Raw genomic sequence first — 16,353 nt, 5'->3', positions numbered from 1 at the left:
TCGGGGTGACCAGGCTGCTGATCACCCGGGGCCTGCCGGGCTCGGGCAAGACCACCTTCGCCCGCCGGCTCCAGCCGTGGGTGGTCCGGGTGAATCGTGACGAACTCCGACGAATGTTGCACGGCCGCCCGCTCTACACTCCGTGGGCCGAGGGGCTGGTCAGCACGGTCCAGCGGGGCACGGTGGAAAGGCTGCTCGAGGCGAGGGCGGACGTGATGATCGACGACACCAACCTCGGCCGCGGCCTGGTCCGCGAGTGGGGCGCGCTGGCCCGCCGGTTCGGGGCGAAGTTCGAGATCCACGACTTCACCCGGGTGCCGCTCGAGGTGTGCATCCGCCGCGACGCGGCCCGGCCGGCGGACGAACGGGTCGGCGAGCCGGGCATCCGTACCCTGCACCGGAAGTACCTGAAATGAGCTTCCATCACCTGCCCGGCTCGGCCGGCGGCCCGGTCCAGCCCGACCTGTCGTGGTTGGACGGTGAGCTGGTGGTGACCGAGAAGCTGGACGGCGGCGAGCTGACCTTCACCCGGGACGCCGTGCACGGTCCCGGTGGCACGCCGGCCGAGGCGTGGGACCGCCCGGCGACCGCGCTGTGGACGATGATCGCGCACCGCATCCCCGACGAGTGGCGGGTCTGCGGCGAGTCGATGTGGGCGCGCCGCGGGATCGCGTACACGGACCTGCCCGGCGTCTTCATCGTCTTCGGCATCTGGGACGAAACCGGCACGCTGCTGGGCTGGGACGACACGGTGGACTGGGCGGAACGCCTGGAGCTGCCGGTGGTCCCGGTCCTCTACCGCGGCGTCGGCCTGTCCGCAGCGCGCACGATCTGGTCGCGCACCCGCGACCCGGCGGCCTCCGAGGGCTTCGTGGTGCGGAGCGCCGGCCGGATCGCCGCCGCCGACCTGCCACACAAACTTCTCTGCTGGGTACGCCCACAGTTCGCCACCGTCCCGCCCGGCGCCGCGGTCAACGAGTTCGCTTAGGGCAGGCCCTAATCCGGCGCGTGCGGGCAGTGCCTGGAGCCCTCACGGGCCAGGGTGGCCGCCTCGTCGTCCAGATAGAACGCCGGGCGTAGGTCCAGCTCGTCGTAGTAGCGGTGGAAGACCGGGGTCACGCCGCCCGACATCGGCGGCACGATCCAGGTCCAGTCGGCCGGCACCGGGCGGCCGGCGCGTTCCTCGTTGCGTACGTGGGTCATGAACCGCTGGGACTCGGTGTGATGGTCGGCGATCTTCGCGCCGGCCTGCTCGAACGACCACAGCACGGCCCGGTTGAGCTCGACCAGCGCCCGGTCCCGCCACAGCGTGCTCTCCCGGCTGGTGTCCAGGCCCAGCCGCGCCGCCACCGTGGGCAGCAGGTCGTAGCGGTCGGTGTCGGCGAAGTTCCGTGCCCCGATCTCGGTGCCCATGTACCAGCCGTTGAACGGCGCCAGCGGGTAGTGCACGCCGCCGATGGTCAGCCGCATGTTCGAGATCGCCGGGACCGCGTGCCAGCGCAGGCCCAGCTCGGTGAACCAGTCGTACTCGGGGTGGGTGATCGGCACCTCGCGGATCGCGCGCTCGGGCAGCTCGTACAGCCGGACCCCCTCGGCCGGCGTCTCGATCGCCAGCGGCAGCACGTCGAACGCCTCGCCCTTGCCGCGCCAGCCGAATCCCTGCATCGCCGCGGTGAAGCGCGCCTGGCGCGGGTCGCCGACCGGGCATCCGCCCGTCCCGGGATAACCGGCATAGCGGATCAACTGCTCATTCCACACGCGGGCGTACGGCCGGCCCGGTGCCGCCGCGGCGAAAATGCTGATCACCGGCCGGATCGCGTCGCGTCCCGCAGCCGTCAGGTGGTGCACCAGCAGCGAGAAGATGTCGTCCGCGGTGCGCGCCCGGCGCCGGTCCAGCACCACGAGACTGCGCCAGTAGAGCCGGCCGATGCACCGGCTCGCGTTGCGCCAGGCCAGTTTCGCGCCGTACGCCAGCTCCTCGGTGGTGTGCGTGTAGGTGCCCGTGGCGGCGATCTGGGCCCGGACGATGGCCAGCCGCGGCTCGACCGGTCCCAGCTTGGCGTTGTCGAGGTAGCACTGCCGCAGAAATTCCTCGGCCTCCCTCGGGTCCGCCGGGGCGGCCGGGTCCCACGGCTCGGTCGGATGGTCCCGGTACCCCGGCACCTTCATCGCTGCCTCCCCACCTCGCGTCGAACCTGGCAGCGAGGTTCGCACGACCCTGGTCGCGGCAGCTCACACACGGTGTGCGACAAAAAGGACGCGGCCCCTTCACCATGGAAGGGACCGCGTCCGGCGATTCAGCGTGCGATTACTCGCCCGGTGTCGACTTCGCGATCTGCATGAGGAACTCGATGTTCGTCCGGCTCTGCTTGAGCCGGTCGAGCAACAGGTCGAGAGCGGCCGAGGACTCCAGGGAGCTGAGCACCTTGCGGAGCTTGTGCACGATGGCCAGCTCCTCCTTGCCCAGCAGGATCTCTTCCTTACGCGTGCTGGAGGCGCTGACGTCGACGGCCGGGAAGACCCGCTTGTCGGCGATCTTGCGGTCCAGCTTGAGCTCGGCGTTACCGGTGCCCTTGAACTCCTCGAAGATGACCGTGTCCATCATCGAGCCGGTCTCCACCAGCGCGGTGGCGAGAATGGTCAGCGAGCCGCCGTTCTCGATGTTGCGCGCCGCGCCGAGGAACCGCTTCGGCGGGTAGAGCGCGGTCGAGTCGATACCACCGGACATGATCCGGCCCGAGGCCGGCGCGGCCAGGTTGTACGACCGGCCGAGCCGGGTCACCGAGTCGAGCAGCACGACCACGTCGTGGCCCAGCTCGACCAGGCGCTTGGCCCGCTCGATGGCGAGCTCGGCGACCGCGGTGTGGTCCTGCGGCGGCCGGTCGAACGTGGCCGCGATGACCTCGCCCTTGACCGTGCGCTGCATGTCGGTGACCTCTTCGGGCCGCTCGTCGACCAGCACGACCATCAGGTGGCACTCGGGGTTGTTGTGCGTGATCGCGTTGGCGATCGCCTGGAGCACCATGGTCTTACCGGCCTTGGGCGGCGACACGATCAGCGCGCGCTGCCCCTTGCCGATCGGCATGACCAGGTCGATGACCCGCGTGGTCAGGATGTGCGGCTCGGACTCGAGACGAAGCCGTTCCTGCGGGTAGAGCGGAGTCAGCTTGTAGAACTCCGGCCGCCGCCGGGCCTCGTCCGGCTCCATCCCGTTGATCGTGTCCAGCCGGACCAGCGGGTTGTACTTGTCCCGCCGCGAGTTGCCGCTGTTGTCGCCGGCGTTGTCTCGTGGCGCGGACCGGACCGCGCCGGTGACCGCGTCACCCGGGCGCAGGCCGTGCTTCTTGACCTGGGACATCGACACGTAGACGTCGTTCGGGCCGGAGAGGTAACCGGTGGTCCGGACGAAGGCGTAGTTGTCGAGCACGTCCAGGATGCCGGCCACCGGGACGAGCACCTCGTCCTCGGCGACGTGCGGCTCGCGGCCACCGCGGTCAGCGCGGTCGGTGTTTCCGCTGCCGCCACCACCGCCGCCGCCGTCGCGGTCGCCCTGGTCACGGTCGCGGCCCCGGCGCCGGTCCCGGAACCGGCTGCGCCGGCTCCGGCGGCCACCATCGCTGCCGTCGTTGTCGTCGTCGTCCGAGTCGTTGCGTCCACCGCGGTCGTTGCGGTCGTTGCGCTGGTCCCGGTCGTTGCGCTCGTTGCGGTCACGGTCGGGCCGGTCGCCGACCGGCCGATCGCCGCCCGGGCGCTCGCCGCCCTGGTCGTTGCGCTCGCCGCGGTCGGGACGCTCACCCCGGTCGGGGCGCTCACCCCGGTCGGGACGCTCACCCCGGTCGGGGCGCTCACCCCGGTCGCCCCGGTCGGTGCGCTCGCCACGGTCACGGTCGCCGCGGTTGCGGTTGCGGCCGCCGCGATCGTTGCGCTCGCGGCCCTCGGAACGCTCGCGCTGCTCGGTCTCGCCGGACGGCGCGGCCTGCGTCTCGCCGGCCGGAACGCCCTGCTCGGGCGCGCTGTTCGGCTGCGGAGCGGTCGGCGCGTCGGTGATCGTCGCGGCCGGCGGGGTCGCCACGGGCGCGGTCGCGACGGCGACCGGCGGAGCGTCGGCCACCACCGGGGCCTCGGCCACCCGCGCCGTGGAGCCGCTGGAACGGCTTCGCGAGGCGCGGACCGGCTCGGCGGCGGCCGCGGGGGCGCCCCCGGCCTGACGCTCGGAGATCGCGGTGATCAGCTCGCCCTTGCGCATCCGGGCGGTGCCGGAGATGCCGAGGGACGCGGCGAGACTCTGCAACTCGGGCAGCAGCATCGCGGACAGGCCGGTGCCGCCACGGCGACGCTTCGTGGCCGTCGGAGTGCCGGCGCCGTCGTCAGCGACGTCAGAAACACCCGACGTCACGTCGGTGGTGTCGCTCAATGGATTCCTTCCGTCGAAAAAAGCCAAGTCACCCGGGTCTGCAGCCTTGGTGGCCGGGTGCCTCGGATCCCACAACCGCCAGCGGCGCGGGAGTTTGTGCAGCACGGCAGCTCGACGGTCTCCCGACCCCGACTCATGACGACGGGATAGGTCTCGGCGAGTGCACCGGTCTTCCGATCTGGGGAGCTGCTGCCCGGCGTGTGCCTTGGTGAGAGAGAAGAGAAGAGGCAAAGAACTGCCATGCTCTCGGGGGTGCGCGCCGAACCGCGGTAGATCGCCTTGCCTCGCGGCTGTGCTAGGTCCTGAGCGTAGTCAACTCGTGCGACCTGCGGCAACAGTGCTCCGCTCGGCGTGTCTAACCATACTCCCTTTCGCAAGGGCTCCGGTGCCATCCACGCCCAACGACACGGCGCGCCATTCCCGGCCCGCCCGGAAATCGCCCGGGACCTCGGTGAATGCCAGCACGGAGGGCCCCGCCCCGCTGACCGCGGCGGCCACGCCGACCGATCGCAGGCCGGCCACCAGGGAGGCCGTCCCGGGCATGGACTCGGCGCGGTACCCCTGGTGCAGGCGGTCCTCGGTGGCCGCGAGCAGCAGCGTGGGGTCGTTGGTGAGCGCGTGCACCAGGAGGGCGGAGCGACCGGCGTTGAACGCGGCGTCGGCGTGTGGCACCTCGGGCGGGAGCGCGCGGCGGGCCGAGGCCGTGTAGCCGCGTTCGGCCGGGACGAAGACGGTCGGGCGTACGCCGGGATGGGTGTCGATCGTGACGGCCCGCGCCCCGGCGCCCTCGGTCCAGGCGATCGTGAAGCCGCCCAGCAGGCACGGCGCGACGTTGTCCGGGTGGCCCTCGAGCTTGGCCGCGACCCGCAGCGCGCCGGCGTCGTCGAGCCGCGCCTCACCCCCGATGACCAGGCCGCGGGCCAGCAGCACGCCGCCCACGATGGCCGCCGACGAGGAACCCAGGCCGCGCGCCTGCGGGATGTGGTTCACACAGCTCACGGCCAGTCCGGGTGGCCGCTCGCCCAGCTCGTCGAAGGTCGCCAGCATCGCCCGGACCACCAGGTGCCCGGCGTCGGTGGGCAGCTCGCCCGCGCCCTCGCCGGAGATCTCCACCCGGAAGCCGGCGTCGGTCACCGAGGCGCTGAGCTCGTCGTGCAGGGACAGGGCCAGGCCAAGCGCGTCGAAGCCCGGGCCGAGGTTCGCACTGGTCGCCGGGGTGCGCACATGCGCCGAACCGGCGACGAAGGTCAGGGCCACCCGATCATTGTCGCACCCACCCGATAACGTGCCTGGTCATGGCGTTCGCGTTCTCGAGTTTCGTCGTCCAGCTGCCCCTGCTCGTGGTGATGATCGTCGGTTTTGTCCTGGTCGGCTCGCGTCGTGCCCGGCTCGGTCCGCGCAGCACGACGTTCGCCTTCATCGGGCTGGCCCTGCTCACCGCCGAACTCGTCCTGACCACGATCTGGACGATGTCGTTCCCCAGCCTTGTCTCGTCGCTCGACCTCGAAGTGTCGAGTTTCGGCCTGATCAGCGCCGGCGTCGGGCTGGTGCTGACCGCGTTGACCGCGGTCGGGATCGCCCTGCTGCTCGCGGCCCTGGTCAGCCGCCCCCGCGACCCGTTTCCGCCGCACTATCAGCCGCCGGCTCAGTGAGGCTCAGTCGTCGGGTGGCGATCCGCCAGCCGACGGCGTACACCAATGTGATCAAACCGCAACCGGCCAGAATCGCCCGCTCATCGACGTGATCGACCACCGCCGCCGCCCCCAGCTGACTCACCGCGATGGCCAGCGTCGCCAGCATCATGTCGGTGGCGAAGACCCGGCCGCGCAGCCGGTCCGGCACCTCACCCTGCAACGCGTAGTTGGACAGCACCCAGTTGGTCCCGCCGGCGAAGTGCGCGACGAAGACCAGCACCAGGACCAGCCAGAACCACGGCGAGACGGCGACGCCGAGGTAGCCGAGGCCGTACAGGCTCATGGACAGGGCGAGACCGGGCAGCAACCAGCTGCGCCGGCGGAGCACCGGCGCCATGACGAGCGGGCCGACCAGCGCGCCGGCGCCGCGCACCGCGAACAGCAGGCCGGCGCCCAGCGCGCCCACCCCGAACAGCCCCGCCAGCAACGGGAAGACGGTCAGCACCCCGTTGCCCAGCCCGACCGCCGACTTGACCGTGACCAGCGCGCGGATCCTTGGCCGGGCCGCGATGTAGCGGAACGACTCGGCCAGCGCGTGCCAGGTTCGCACGTTCCCGTCGGACGTGCGCGGCGCCTGCAACGGGCGGCGGATCAGGCTGGTGGCGAGCGCCCCCAGCAGCAGGCAGACGGCGGTCACGGCGAAGCTCACGTACGGGCCGAAGAAGCTGCTCACCACGCCGCCCAGCGACGCGCCGACGATCGTCATCGTGCCCCAGGCCGAGCCGGCGATCGCGTTGGCGGCGGCCAGATCCTCGGCATCGACCACATTGGGCAGTGCGGCCGACGCGGCCGGCGAGTAGAACGCCTTGGCCACGGCGACCGCGCCCACCGCGACCAGGGCCAGCGGCGCCGTCGCGGCCGAGCGCACCAGGAACAGCAGGGCGACGGCGACGATCGCGGCCAGGTTCGCGATCATCATGATCTTGCGACGGTCGTAGCGGTCGGCGATGGTCCCCGTGTACGGCAGCAGCAGCGCGATGATGCCGGTGTCGGCGGCCAGCACCAGCGCGCCCCACACCCCGCTGCCGGTCAGCTCGGGCAGCAGCACGAGCAACGGCACCATCACGAACCAGTCGGATCCGAAGACCACCAGCTCGGCGGCGAACAACCGGCGGAAGTCGCGGTTGCGGCCCACCACCCCGAATGAGCTCACGTGACCCGACGCTACAGATCAAACCCGTTCGACGGGTACGGGCACAGCCGGTGCTCGTGACCCGGGCCCGGCCACCGTCGTGGTCCGGCTCCGCGCCCACCGCCGGGTCGTCCCGCTCCCCGGCCGATCACGCACGCCGCTTCCCAGCCGATCACGTACGCCGTTTCCGGGCCGATCACTCTCGCCAGGCCGGCCGGCCCACGGCGTCCGCCAGCCGGTCGACCTGCCGCCCGAGGTCGCGCAGTTCCTCCTCCGTCAGCCCCTCGAAGACCAGGCTGCGCATCGCCGCGACGTGCCCCGGCGCCGCCGCGCGAACCAGCTCCCATCCCTGCTCGGTGAGCACGGCGTTGGTGTAGCGGCCGTTGTGCTGACCTCAGGAGCCACATTGAGATCGGGCCGGAACATTGCCACGCTGGGCGTTACGACTGCCTCACGTGCTGACTGCGGCCGACCTCCATGACGACGATCGCGCGGTCGCCGTCGGCGGCCGGCTTCTGCTCGTCGGCGCCGCCCAGCGGCATCCACTCGCCGTGGGCGACGAGCATGGCGTGCAGGTCGTCGACGGCACGCAGGTGGTAGCGCAGTTGGGTGGCGCCGACCTGGCAGACGAGGGCGGGCGGGTCGGCCTGCTCGTCGCGCCACATCTGGAACGCGCCCTTGCCGGGCGGGGTGGTCAGCTGCCAAGGGTCGTCCGGTGTGCCGGCCATCGCGGGCCTCCTCAAAGTCGGCTCTAGAAGATCATTCTGAGGTACCGGATGCGGCCCGCCACCAGGGAAATCATGAATGAGGCCGCCAGGGTGACGACGAACGCGCCGGCCAGCGCCCAGAGCGAGCGCGTGGGGACGGCCGGCTTCAGCACCTCGAGGATCAGCAGGTGGACGAGGAACACCCCGAACGCGGCGTCGGACAGGCGGCGCAACACCACGGCCACCCCCGGGCCGGGCGTGAGACGGGCGCCGAGACCGATCGCCACCAGGAAGAAACTGATCGCCGCGACGGCCATCATCGGGCCCAGCCGGGTGATCGGCAGCAGGACCAGGGCGCGGGGGCCGTGGACGCCGTACTGCCAGATCGGCTCGGCCACCGCCGCACACCCGACGACAGAAGCGATGACCAGGCCGACCGGACGCAGCACGACGTCACGCAGCGCCCAGCCGGCCACGAACAGCCCCACGTACGGCCACCACTGGGTCCAGGCGCCGAGGTGGATCGGGCGGGGTTCGCCCAGCAGGGACGAGAGCGTGCTCAGGGCGTACACCAGCTGGGTCCAAAGAAGCGCGACCCCGGCGACGCCGAACGCGCGCCGCCGGCCGCCACCCGCGAGGAAGGCCGCGATCACCGGGGCGATCACGTAGAGGCCGGCGATCAGCCAGAGGAAGTAGAGGGCGGTGAACATCTTCGCGTCGAGGAGGCCGACGACCACCACGCGCGGGTGGAACGGCTCGCCGCGCATCCACAACCGGACCACGACCAGGTAGATCACATGCCAGACGAGCAGCGCGGGGAGGATGCGGGCGAAGCGTTTGCGGTAGAAGGCGACCGGTCCGTCGGCGTGCGCCCGTGGTGACAGGGTGAGCGCGCCGCTGATCATCACGAAGACCGGGACCACCCAGGTCAGGCCGACGTTCACGGCGACCGCCGCCTGCCGCCGCGCGGTGCCGATCAGGTCGTCGTGGGCGAGGAGCAGGCCGGACACGTGGATCATGACCACGCCGGCGATCGCGAAGACCCGGAGAGCATCGAGTTCCCACTGTCGTGGGGTGCGCGGTTGGGGTGCCACGCAGGGACCAACGATTACGCCAGGTCGAGGGCTTTCGCCGCGGCGAGCACGTCGTTCTTGATGGTGGTCGGCGAGGGCGCCGTGGAGATCGCCCACTCGGGGTCCTTGAGGCCGTGCCCGGTCACCGTGCACACCACCCGCGCGCCGGCCGGGATCAGGCCGGCCTCGCTCTGCTGCAGCAGGCCGGCGACACTGGCCGCGCTGGCCAGCTCGACGAAGACACCGACCTCGCGGGCGAGCAGCCGGTAGGCGGTCAGGATCTCGCGGTCGGTCACCGCGTTGATCAGGCCGCCGGAAGCGTCGCGCGCGTCGAGGGCCTTGGTCCAGCTGGCCGGGTTGCCGATCCGGATCGCGGTGGCGATCGTGGACGGCTCGGGCACCACCTGGCCGTTCACGATGGGGGCGGCGCCGGCGGCCTGGAAACCGAACATGCGCGGCGTCTTCTTGATGTTGCCCGCGTCCAGTTCCTCCTGGTAGCCCATCCAGTAGGCGGAGATGTTGCCCGCGTTGCCGACCGGCAGGCAGTGGATGTCGGGCGCGTCGCCGAGCGCCTCGACGATCTCGAAGGACGCCGTCTTCTGACCGTGCAGCCGGAAGATGTTCACCGAGTTGACCAGCGAGACCGGGTAGTCCTGGGACAGCTTCGAGGCCAGCGCCAGGCAGTCGTCGAAGTTGCCGTTGACCTGGAGCAGCTTGGCCCCGTGGACCAGGGCCTGGGCCAGCTTGCCGAGCGCGATCTTGCCCTGGGGCACGAGAACCGCGCAGGTCAGACCCGCCCTGGCCGCGTACGCCGCGGCCGACGCGCTGGTGTTGCCGGTGGAGGCGCAGATGATCGCCTTGGCGCCCTCTTCCACCGCCTTGGACACGGCCATCGTCATACCGCGGTCCTTGAAGGAGCCGGTCGGGTTGGCCCCCTCGACCTTGAGGTAGACGTCAGCCCCGGTTCGCATCGACAGCACCGGCGCCGGCACCAGCGGGGTGTTCCCCTCATGCAGGGTCACCACGGGAGTGTCCGGCCCGACGGGTAACCGGTCCCGGTACGCCTCGATCAGTCCGTGCCACATCGCAGAGCCTCCTTCGTCATGCCCTTCTGGCCCTCGCCTGCGGCGCCGTAGGCAGGCGCCGGCATCTGCCGCTCGGTGCAGTCGGTCATGACTAGTCCCCACCCTCGACCCGCAACACGCTGGCGATGGACCGAACGATATCGAGCTTGCCCAGCTCAGCAACCGTCGCGGCCAGGTTCGCGTCCGGCGCGCCGTGGGTGACGATCACCAGTTGCGCGTCCTCGGAGCGGCCCGACTGCCGGACCGTGGCGATCGACACCTCGTGCCGCGCGAAGACGCCGGCCACCGCGGCCAGCACGCCCGGGCGCTCGGCCACGTCGAGGCTGATGTGGTAGCGCGTCACGGCTTCGCCGATGGGGCGGATCGGGAGCTTCGCGTACGCCGATTCGCTCGGCGCCCGGGTGCCGGTGAGCCGGTTGCGCGCCGCCGCGACGATGTCGCCCAGCACGGCGCTGGCGGTCGGGGTGCCCCCGGCGCCGCGGCCGTAGAACATCAGCTGACCGGCCGCCTCGGCCTCGACGAACACCGCGTTGAACGCGTCGCCCACGCTGGCCAGCGGGTGTGACCGGGGGATCATCGCCGGGTGCACCCGCACGCTGACCGATTCGTGGCCGGTCGAGTCGGGGCCGCGCTGGGCGATGCACAGCAGCTTGATCGTGCAGCCCATGGCCTTGGCGCTGGCCATGTCGCCGGCGGTCACCGCGGTCATGCCCTCGCGGAACACGTCGGCCGCGGTGACCCGGGTGTGGAAGGCCAGGGAGGCGAGGATGGCGGCCTTGGCGGCGGCGTCGAAACCCTCGACGTCGGCGGTCGGGTCGGCTTCGGCGTACCCCAGCTCGGTGGCCTCTTCCAACGCCTCGCTGAAGCCGGCCCCGCTCTCGTCCATGGACGACAGGATGAAGTTGGTGGTGCCGTTGACGATGCCGGTGACCCGGGTCACCCGGTCGCCGTGCAGGGACTCGCGCAGGGGCCGGAGCAGCGGGATCGCCCCCGCGACGGACGCCTCGTAGTAGAGGTCGGCGTTGCCCTCGGCGGCCGCGTCGTGCAGCGCCGCGCCCTCTTCCGCGAGCAGCGCCTTGTTGGCCGTCACCACGCTCTTGCCCGCGCGCAACGCCTCGGTCAGCCAGGTGCGGGCCGGCTCGATGCCGCCCACCACCTCGATCACGATGTCGACGTCGTCGCGCTTGACCAGGCCCAGCGCGTCGGTGGTGAAGAGATCCTTGGGTACGTCGCCGCGCTCACGGCCGGGGCGGCGGACCGCGATGCCGGCGATCTCGAGGGTCGCGCCGATCCGCGCGGTCAGGTCGTCGGCCTGATCGTGCAGCAGCCGGACGACCTCGGAGCCGACCGTGCCACAGCCGAGCAGCGCGAGTTTCACAGACCTCATCCAACATCCAATGCGAGCAGATCTTCCTCGGTCTCCCGGCGGACGATCACCCGCGCGGCGCCGGACCGGACCGCGACCACCGGCGGGCGCGGCACGTGGTTGTAGTTGCTGGCCATGCTCCGGCAGTACGCGCCGGTGCCGGGCACGGCGAGAAGATCTCCGGGCTGCACGTCGGCGGGCAGGAATTCATCCTTCACGACGATGTCCCCGGACTCACAATGCTTTCCCACCACGCGGGCGAGCAGCGGCTCGGCCCCGCTCTTCCGCGAGGCCAGGGTGGCGCTGTACGAGGCGTCGTAGAGCGCGGTCCGGATGTTGTCGCTCATCCCGCCGTCGACGCTCACGTACGTCCGGATCCCGTCGACGTCCTTGACCGTGCCCACCTCGTACAGCGTGATCACCGCCGGGCCGACGATCGCGCGCCCCGGCTCGACCGAGAGCTTGGGCTTGGCCAGCGAGGCCAGCTCGCACTCGCTCTCGACGATCTTGTTGATCCGCTTGGCCAGATCGCCGGCCGGGGACGGATCGTCCTGCGTGGTGTACGCGATGCCGAAGCCGCCGCCCAGGTCGAGCTCGGGCAGTTCGACGCCGCGCGCGTCGCGGATCCGGGCCTGGAGTTCCAGCACCCGGCGGGCCGCCACCTCGAAGCCGCTGGTGTCGAAGATCTGCGAGCCGATGTGCGAGTGGAGCCCGCGGAGATCGAGCACGTCCTCGTCGAGGATCTTGGTGACGGCGGCGAACGCGTCCCCGCCGGCCAGCGAGAAGCCGAACTTCTGGTCCTCGTGGGCGGTGGCGATGAACTCATGGGTGTGCGCCTCGACGCCGACGGTGACGCGTACGAGAACAGCTTGCCTTCGGCCCGATCGCCTGGATATCTCGCTCAGGCGGTCGATCTCCTGGAACGAGTCGACGATGATCCGGCCGACGCCCGCGTCCACCGCTCGCCGCAACTCCCGCGTCGACTTGTTGTTGCCGTGGAAGCCCATGCGCTCCGGCGGGAAGCCCGCGGCCAGCGCCACGGCCAGCTCCCCACCCGTGCACACGTCAAGAAAGAGGCCCTCCTCGGCGACCACCTTGACCACCGCCTTGCACAGGAAGGACTTGCCCGCGTAGTAGACGTCGGCGTCGCTGAAGGCGTCCTTGAAGTCGCGGCAGCGGGCCCGCAGATCGTCCTCGTCCAGCAGGTAGGCCGGGGTGCCGTGCTCGGTCGCCAGCTCGCGCACGCTCACGCCGCCGATGGTCAGATCGCCGGCCTCGGCGCGGGTCACCGTCCGCGGCCAGAGCTCCGGCACGAGGGCGTTCACATTCTCGGGGGTACGCAGCCACGCCGGCCCCCGGGTGCCCAGGTCACCGTGCAGGGCACCCGCCTCATGCGCTCTCACGCCTTACATCCTTTCCGGTGCGCTGACGCCCAGCAGCCCCAAACCGTTCGCGATCACCGTACGAGTGGCGTCGTTCAGCCACAGGCGGGCGCGGTTGCCGTCGCCGATCGGCTCGTCGCCCTTGGGCAGCACCCGGCAGGCCGGCTCGTCGTAGAACCGGTGGTAGGCGCCGGCGATCTTCTCCAGCAGGCGGGCCACGTGGTGTGGTTCACGCAGCTCGGCCGCCCGGCTGACGGTGTCGGGGTACTCGCCCAGCGCCTTGAGGAGGTCGTTCTCCTTGTCGTTGGTGAGCAGATCGGCGTGGAACGCGTCCGGCTCGCCGCGGGTCAGGTCGACCGCCGCGGCCTGCCGGGCCACGCTCGCCGTGCGGGCGGCGACGTACTGCACGTAGTAGACCGGGTTCTCCCGGCTGGCCGACGTCCACAGGTCGACGTCGATGTCGATCGGGGAGTCGGAGGAGTAGCGGGCCAGCGCGTACCGCGTCGCGTCCACGCCCAGCGCCTCGACGAAGTCCTCCAGCGTGACCACGGTGCCGGCCCGCTTGCTCATCCGCACCGGCTCACCGTCGCGCACCAGGCTGACCAGCTGACCGATCAGGATCTCCAGGTTGACCGCCGGGTCGTCGCCGAAGCACGCCGACATCGCCCGCATCCGGCCGAGGTAACCGTGGTGGTCGGCGCCCAGCATGATCACCACGCGGTCGAAGCCGCGCTCGCGCTTGTCCAGGTAGTACGCGCAGTCGGCGGCGAAGTAGGTCCAGTCGCCGTCCGACTTGCGCAGCACCCGGTCCTTGTCGTCGCCGAAGTCGGTGGTGCGCAGCCAGGTCGCGCCGTCCGCCTCGAACGTGTGCCCCTGCGCGCGCAGCCGGTCCAGCGCGGTCTGCAACTCACCCCGGTCGTGCAGGTCCTTCTCGTTGAAGTACGTGTCGAAGCGCACGCCGAACTCGGTCAGCGACTGCTTGATCTCGGCGAACATCAGCTCGACGCCGCGCACCCGGAACGTCTCCAGGTCGGCGTCGGGCGCCTCGGCCTTGACCGTCGCCGCGATCTCGGCGATGTACTCGCCGCCGTACCCGTCCTCGGGCACCGGCTCGCCCGTCGCGGAGGCGTACAGCGACTTGGCGAAGCGGTCGATCTGTGAACCCGCGTCGTTGAAGTAGTACTCGGTGCCGACCTCGGCGCCCGCCGCGCGCAGCAGCCGGGCCAGGGCGTCGCCGACCGCGGCCCACCGGACCCCGCCGATGTGCACCGGGCCGGTCGGGTTGGCCGAGACGAACTCCAGGTTGATCCGCTGGCCGGCGAGGCGGGCGGTGTGGCCGTACTGGTCGCCCGCCAGCACGATGTCGCGGGCCAGCTGACCGGCGGCCGCGGCGTCGAGCCGGATGTTCAGGAAGCCCGGCCCGGCGATCTCCACCGACTTGATGCCCGGCTGCGCGCCCAGCTCGGCGGCGAGCGCCTGGGCCAGATCGCGGGGCGGCACTCCGACCTTCTTGCTGAGTTGCAGAGCCAGCGTCGAGGCATAATCGCCGTGCTCGGGGTTGCGGGGTCGCTCCACGGTCGTCGCGGCCGGCAGGGCGGCGAAATCCAGTCCCCGGGCAACGAATACGGCACGGGCAGCTGAGAGAACAGTGGCAGCGAGGTCGGCGGGAGTCACCGAGCCATGCTATCCGGGTAGACTTTCGTGCTTGGCGGCGTCCCGCTGGGTGGCGATCGACTTGCGGATGGATTGACGAGGCACGATGAGCATGAGCACCCCGGGTCCCGAGCGGGTCCCGTCCACGGTGAAGGTCGACAAGACCTCCGGCCAGGGCAAGCCCCCGACCGGCGCGAAGAAGGCGTCGGCCGGCAAGCCTGGCGGAACACGCCCGGGTGGCGCCAAGGGCGGCCCGAAGGGCAAAGGCCGTAAGCCGGTCACCCCGGTCAAGGTCGCCGGTGGGCGCAACTGGGGCCCGATCGTCGTCGCCGGCGTCGTCGTCCTGATCGCCGCGGGCATCATCGGGTACGGCGTGTACGCCGCCGCCAAGAGCAGCAACGAGGCGGGCACCCCGTGGGAGGAGCGCGCGGCCGGCATCGACGGCATCGTGAACTACCGCGATGACAAGGACGCCACCCTGCTCGCCCGCAACCACAAGGCGGGCGTCCAGCAGTACAAGACCAGCCCTCCCGTCGGCGGCGACCACAACCCGCGCTGGGAGAACTGCATGGGCGACGTCTACGACCAGCCCATCCCCAACGAGCACGCCGTGCACAGCCTCGAGCACGGCGCCGTCTGGCTGACCTACAAGCAGGGCCTGCCCGCCGACCAGGTGGCCAAGCTCAAGGGCAAGATCGAGGGCCAGCCCTACTCGCTGATGAGCCCGATCGCCAACCTCGACAAGAACGTCTCCCTGCAGGCCTGGGGCTACCAGCTCAAACTCGACTCGGTCGACGACGCCCGCATCGACGCTTTCATCAAGGCCCTGCGCCAGAACGCCTCCGTCGAGCCCGGCGCGGTCTGTTCCGACGGCGTCAACGCGGTGGGTACGACGCCCCAGGACAGCTGATGACCGTCACCACATCGTCGCCCGGGGCGGCCGCTCCGGGCGACGTGGCCGAGCCACGCCAAGAGTTCCGCTTCGGCGTGGCCTGGCTGGCCACCCTGCTGATCGTCGGCCTGCTCCTCGGCGCCGGCGGCACGTTCCTGGCCACCCGCAAGGCCGGCGTGCCCGGCGACAGTTCGCCCGAGGCCGGCTTCCTGCGCGACATGAGCACCCACCACGCCCAGGCCGTCCAGATGGCGATGATCGCCCACGCCGGCACCACCGACCCCAACATCCTCAGCCTCAGCGCCGACATCGCCCTCACCCAGCACGGCCAGGTCGGCTACATGCAGGCCTGGCTGCGCGACTGGGGCCTGAGCCCGACCGGCTCCAAGCCGGCCATGAGCTGGATGCCCGGCGGCGCCGCCTCGGTCAAGAATGGCCTCATGCCCGGCATGGCCACCCCCGCCGAGATCGACCGACTCGGCAAGGCCACCGGCCAAGACCTGAACATCCAGTTCCTGACCCTGATGAGGTCACACCACCTGGGCGGCCTGCACATGGCCCAGGCCATCCTCGACCAGACCGACAACCCCGACGTCACCTGGCTGGCCGGCTCCATGGTCACCGGCCAGCAGAGCGACCTCAACCTGATCGACAACCTGCTCAAGAAGGCCCAGGCCACCAAGTAGCCAACCCGCCCGGGAGGTATCCGGTTGGTGGGTGTTCCTGGGTGCCTGCTAGGCTTCTGAGCGTTCCTGAGCCCCCGTAGCTCAGGGGATAGAGCGTCGCCCTCCGGAGGCGAAAGCGCAGGTTCGAATCCTGCCGGGGGCACCAGAGTCCACCAGGACCCCAGGGCCACTGACCAGCAGCAAGGCGGTCTCTGGCTCGGGTTGCCTGTCCGGCCGCATCCGGCCATCACTGGCTTTCCACGGCTAGTTTTGCCGAATAGGTGCCGAAG

Annotated in this window: 16 protein-coding genes and 1 tRNA gene; 6 read left to right on the top strand and 11 right to left on the bottom strand. The window is 71.0% G+C overall.

All coding sequences use genetic code 11. The features are described 5' to 3' along the window. The first annotated feature begins 5 nt into the window (after positions 1–5). Positions 6–416 carry an AAA family ATPase gene (locus tag AB0O15_RS06505; protein ID WP_364314859.1) on the top strand — a complete coding sequence of 137 codons (411 nt, stop codon included), beginning with the start codon at positions 6–8 and terminating at the stop codon, positions 414–416. Further along, on the top strand, positions 413–988 hold the full coding sequence (locus AB0O15_RS06500; protein WP_364314857.1) for an RNA ligase family protein: 576 nt from the start codon (positions 413–415) through the stop codon (positions 986–988). The genes AB0O15_RS06505 and AB0O15_RS06500 overlap by 4 nt, the downstream gene beginning before the upstream one ends. 8 nt (positions 989–996) lie before the next feature. Here the strand turns inward: AB0O15_RS06500 and AB0O15_RS06495 are convergent, their stop codons facing one another. From AB0O15_RS06495 to thrB, 3 genes are all read right to left on the bottom strand, one after another. Beyond that, the gene (locus tag AB0O15_RS06495) at positions 997–2,169 is read right to left on the bottom strand and encodes a nitric oxide synthase oxygenase (protein WP_364314854.1); all 1,173 of its coding nucleotides are present in this window, start codon (positions 2,167–2,169) and stop codon (positions 997–999) included. Positions 2,170–2,308: 139 nt separating this feature from the next. Then, positions 2,309–4,414, bottom strand: a complete 2,106-nt coding sequence (gene rho / locus AB0O15_RS06490) for a transcription termination factor Rho (protein ID WP_364314852.1) — start codon at positions 4,412–4,414, stop codon at positions 2,309–2,311. A 312-nt stretch (positions 4,415–4,726) separates the two neighbouring features. After that, positions 4,727–5,671 (bottom strand): homoserine kinase, encoded by a 945-nt coding sequence (gene thrB, locus AB0O15_RS06485; RefSeq protein ID WP_364314849.1) that lies wholly within the window; start codon positions 5,669–5,671, stop codon positions 4,727–4,729. Between the two features lie 38 nt (positions 5,672–5,709). Here thrB and AB0O15_RS06480 point away from each other — a divergent pair, with 38 nt between their 5' ends. Next, positions 5,710–6,066 carry a hypothetical protein gene (locus AB0O15_RS06480; RefSeq protein ID WP_364314847.1) on the top strand — a complete coding sequence of 119 codons (357 nt, stop codon included), beginning with the start codon at positions 5,710–5,712 and terminating at the stop codon, positions 6,064–6,066. On the opposite strand, the gene AB0O15_RS06475 is transcribed toward AB0O15_RS06480, so the two are convergent. The 8 genes from AB0O15_RS06475 to argS form a co-directional block, all read right to left on the bottom strand. After that, positions 6,014–7,261, bottom strand: coding sequence for an MFS transporter (locus tag AB0O15_RS06475; protein ID WP_364314845.1), 1,248 nt, complete (start codon positions 7,259–7,261; stop codon positions 6,014–6,016). The genes AB0O15_RS06480 and AB0O15_RS06475 overlap by 53 nt on opposite strands. Positions 7,262–7,436: 175 nt before the next feature. Further along, a complete protein-coding gene (locus tag AB0O15_RS06470; protein ID WP_364314843.1) occupies positions 7,437–7,604 on the bottom strand; it encodes a hypothetical protein in 168 nt (55 codons plus the stop codon). Positions 7,605–7,680: 76 nt separating this feature from the next. After that, positions 7,681–7,968, bottom strand: a complete 288-nt coding sequence (locus tag AB0O15_RS06465) for a DUF6855 family protein (protein ID WP_364314840.1) — start codon at positions 7,966–7,968, stop codon at positions 7,681–7,683. Positions 7,969–7,991: 23 nt separating this feature from the next. Further along, positions 7,992–9,041 (bottom strand): acyltransferase family protein, encoded by a 1,050-nt coding sequence (locus AB0O15_RS06460; protein WP_364314838.1) that lies wholly within the window; start codon positions 9,039–9,041, stop codon positions 7,992–7,994. 14 nt (positions 9,042–9,055) lie between these two features. Further along, the gene (gene thrC / locus AB0O15_RS06455) at positions 9,056–10,105 is read right to left on the bottom strand and encodes a threonine synthase (RefSeq protein WP_364314836.1); all 1,050 of its coding nucleotides are present in this window, start codon (positions 10,103–10,105) and stop codon (positions 9,056–9,058) included. 91 nt (positions 10,106–10,196) lie between these two features. After that, positions 10,197–11,492, bottom strand: coding sequence for a homoserine dehydrogenase (locus AB0O15_RS06450; protein WP_364314833.1), 1,296 nt, complete (start codon positions 11,490–11,492; stop codon positions 10,197–10,199). Next, complete coding sequence (gene lysA, locus AB0O15_RS06445) at positions 11,489–12,874, bottom strand: diaminopimelate decarboxylase (protein WP_364314831.1); 1,386 nt, start codon at positions 12,872–12,874, stop codon at positions 11,489–11,491. Before lysA ends, AB0O15_RS06450 begins: the two co-directional genes overlap by 4 nt. Before the next feature lie 3 nt (positions 12,875–12,877). Further along, a complete protein-coding gene (gene argS / locus AB0O15_RS06440; protein WP_364314828.1) occupies positions 12,878–14,527 on the bottom strand; it encodes an arginine--tRNA ligase in 1,650 nt (549 codons plus the stop codon). Positions 14,528–14,612: 85 nt separating this feature from the next. Here argS and AB0O15_RS06435 point away from each other — a divergent pair, with 85 nt between their 5' ends. The 3 genes from AB0O15_RS06435 to AB0O15_RS06425 all read left to right on the top strand — a co-directional run bounded on the left by AB0O15_RS06435 (position 14,613) and on the right by AB0O15_RS06425 (position 16,229). Next, positions 14,613–15,416: a DUF3105 domain-containing protein gene (locus tag AB0O15_RS06435; RefSeq protein ID WP_364314825.1), complete on the top strand. Its 804-nt coding sequence runs from the start codon at positions 14,613–14,615 to the stop codon at positions 15,414–15,416. After that, complete coding sequence (locus tag AB0O15_RS06430; protein WP_364314822.1) at positions 15,416–16,084, top strand: DUF305 domain-containing protein; 669 nt, start codon at positions 15,416–15,418, stop codon at positions 16,082–16,084. Before AB0O15_RS06435 ends, AB0O15_RS06430 begins: the two co-directional genes overlap by 1 nt. A 70-nt stretch (positions 16,085–16,154) precedes the next feature. Continuing rightward, positions 16,155–16,229, top strand: a tRNA-Arg gene (locus tag AB0O15_RS06425). Positions 16,230–16,353: the final 124 nt, after the last annotated feature.

The sequence above is a fragment of the Actinoplanes sp. NPDC089786 genome, assembly GCF_040684855.1.
Taxonomy (GTDB): Bacteria; Actinomycetota; Actinomycetes; order Mycobacteriales; family Micromonosporaceae; genus Actinoplanes.
This window is presented reverse-complemented; position numbering and strand designations above follow the sequence as displayed.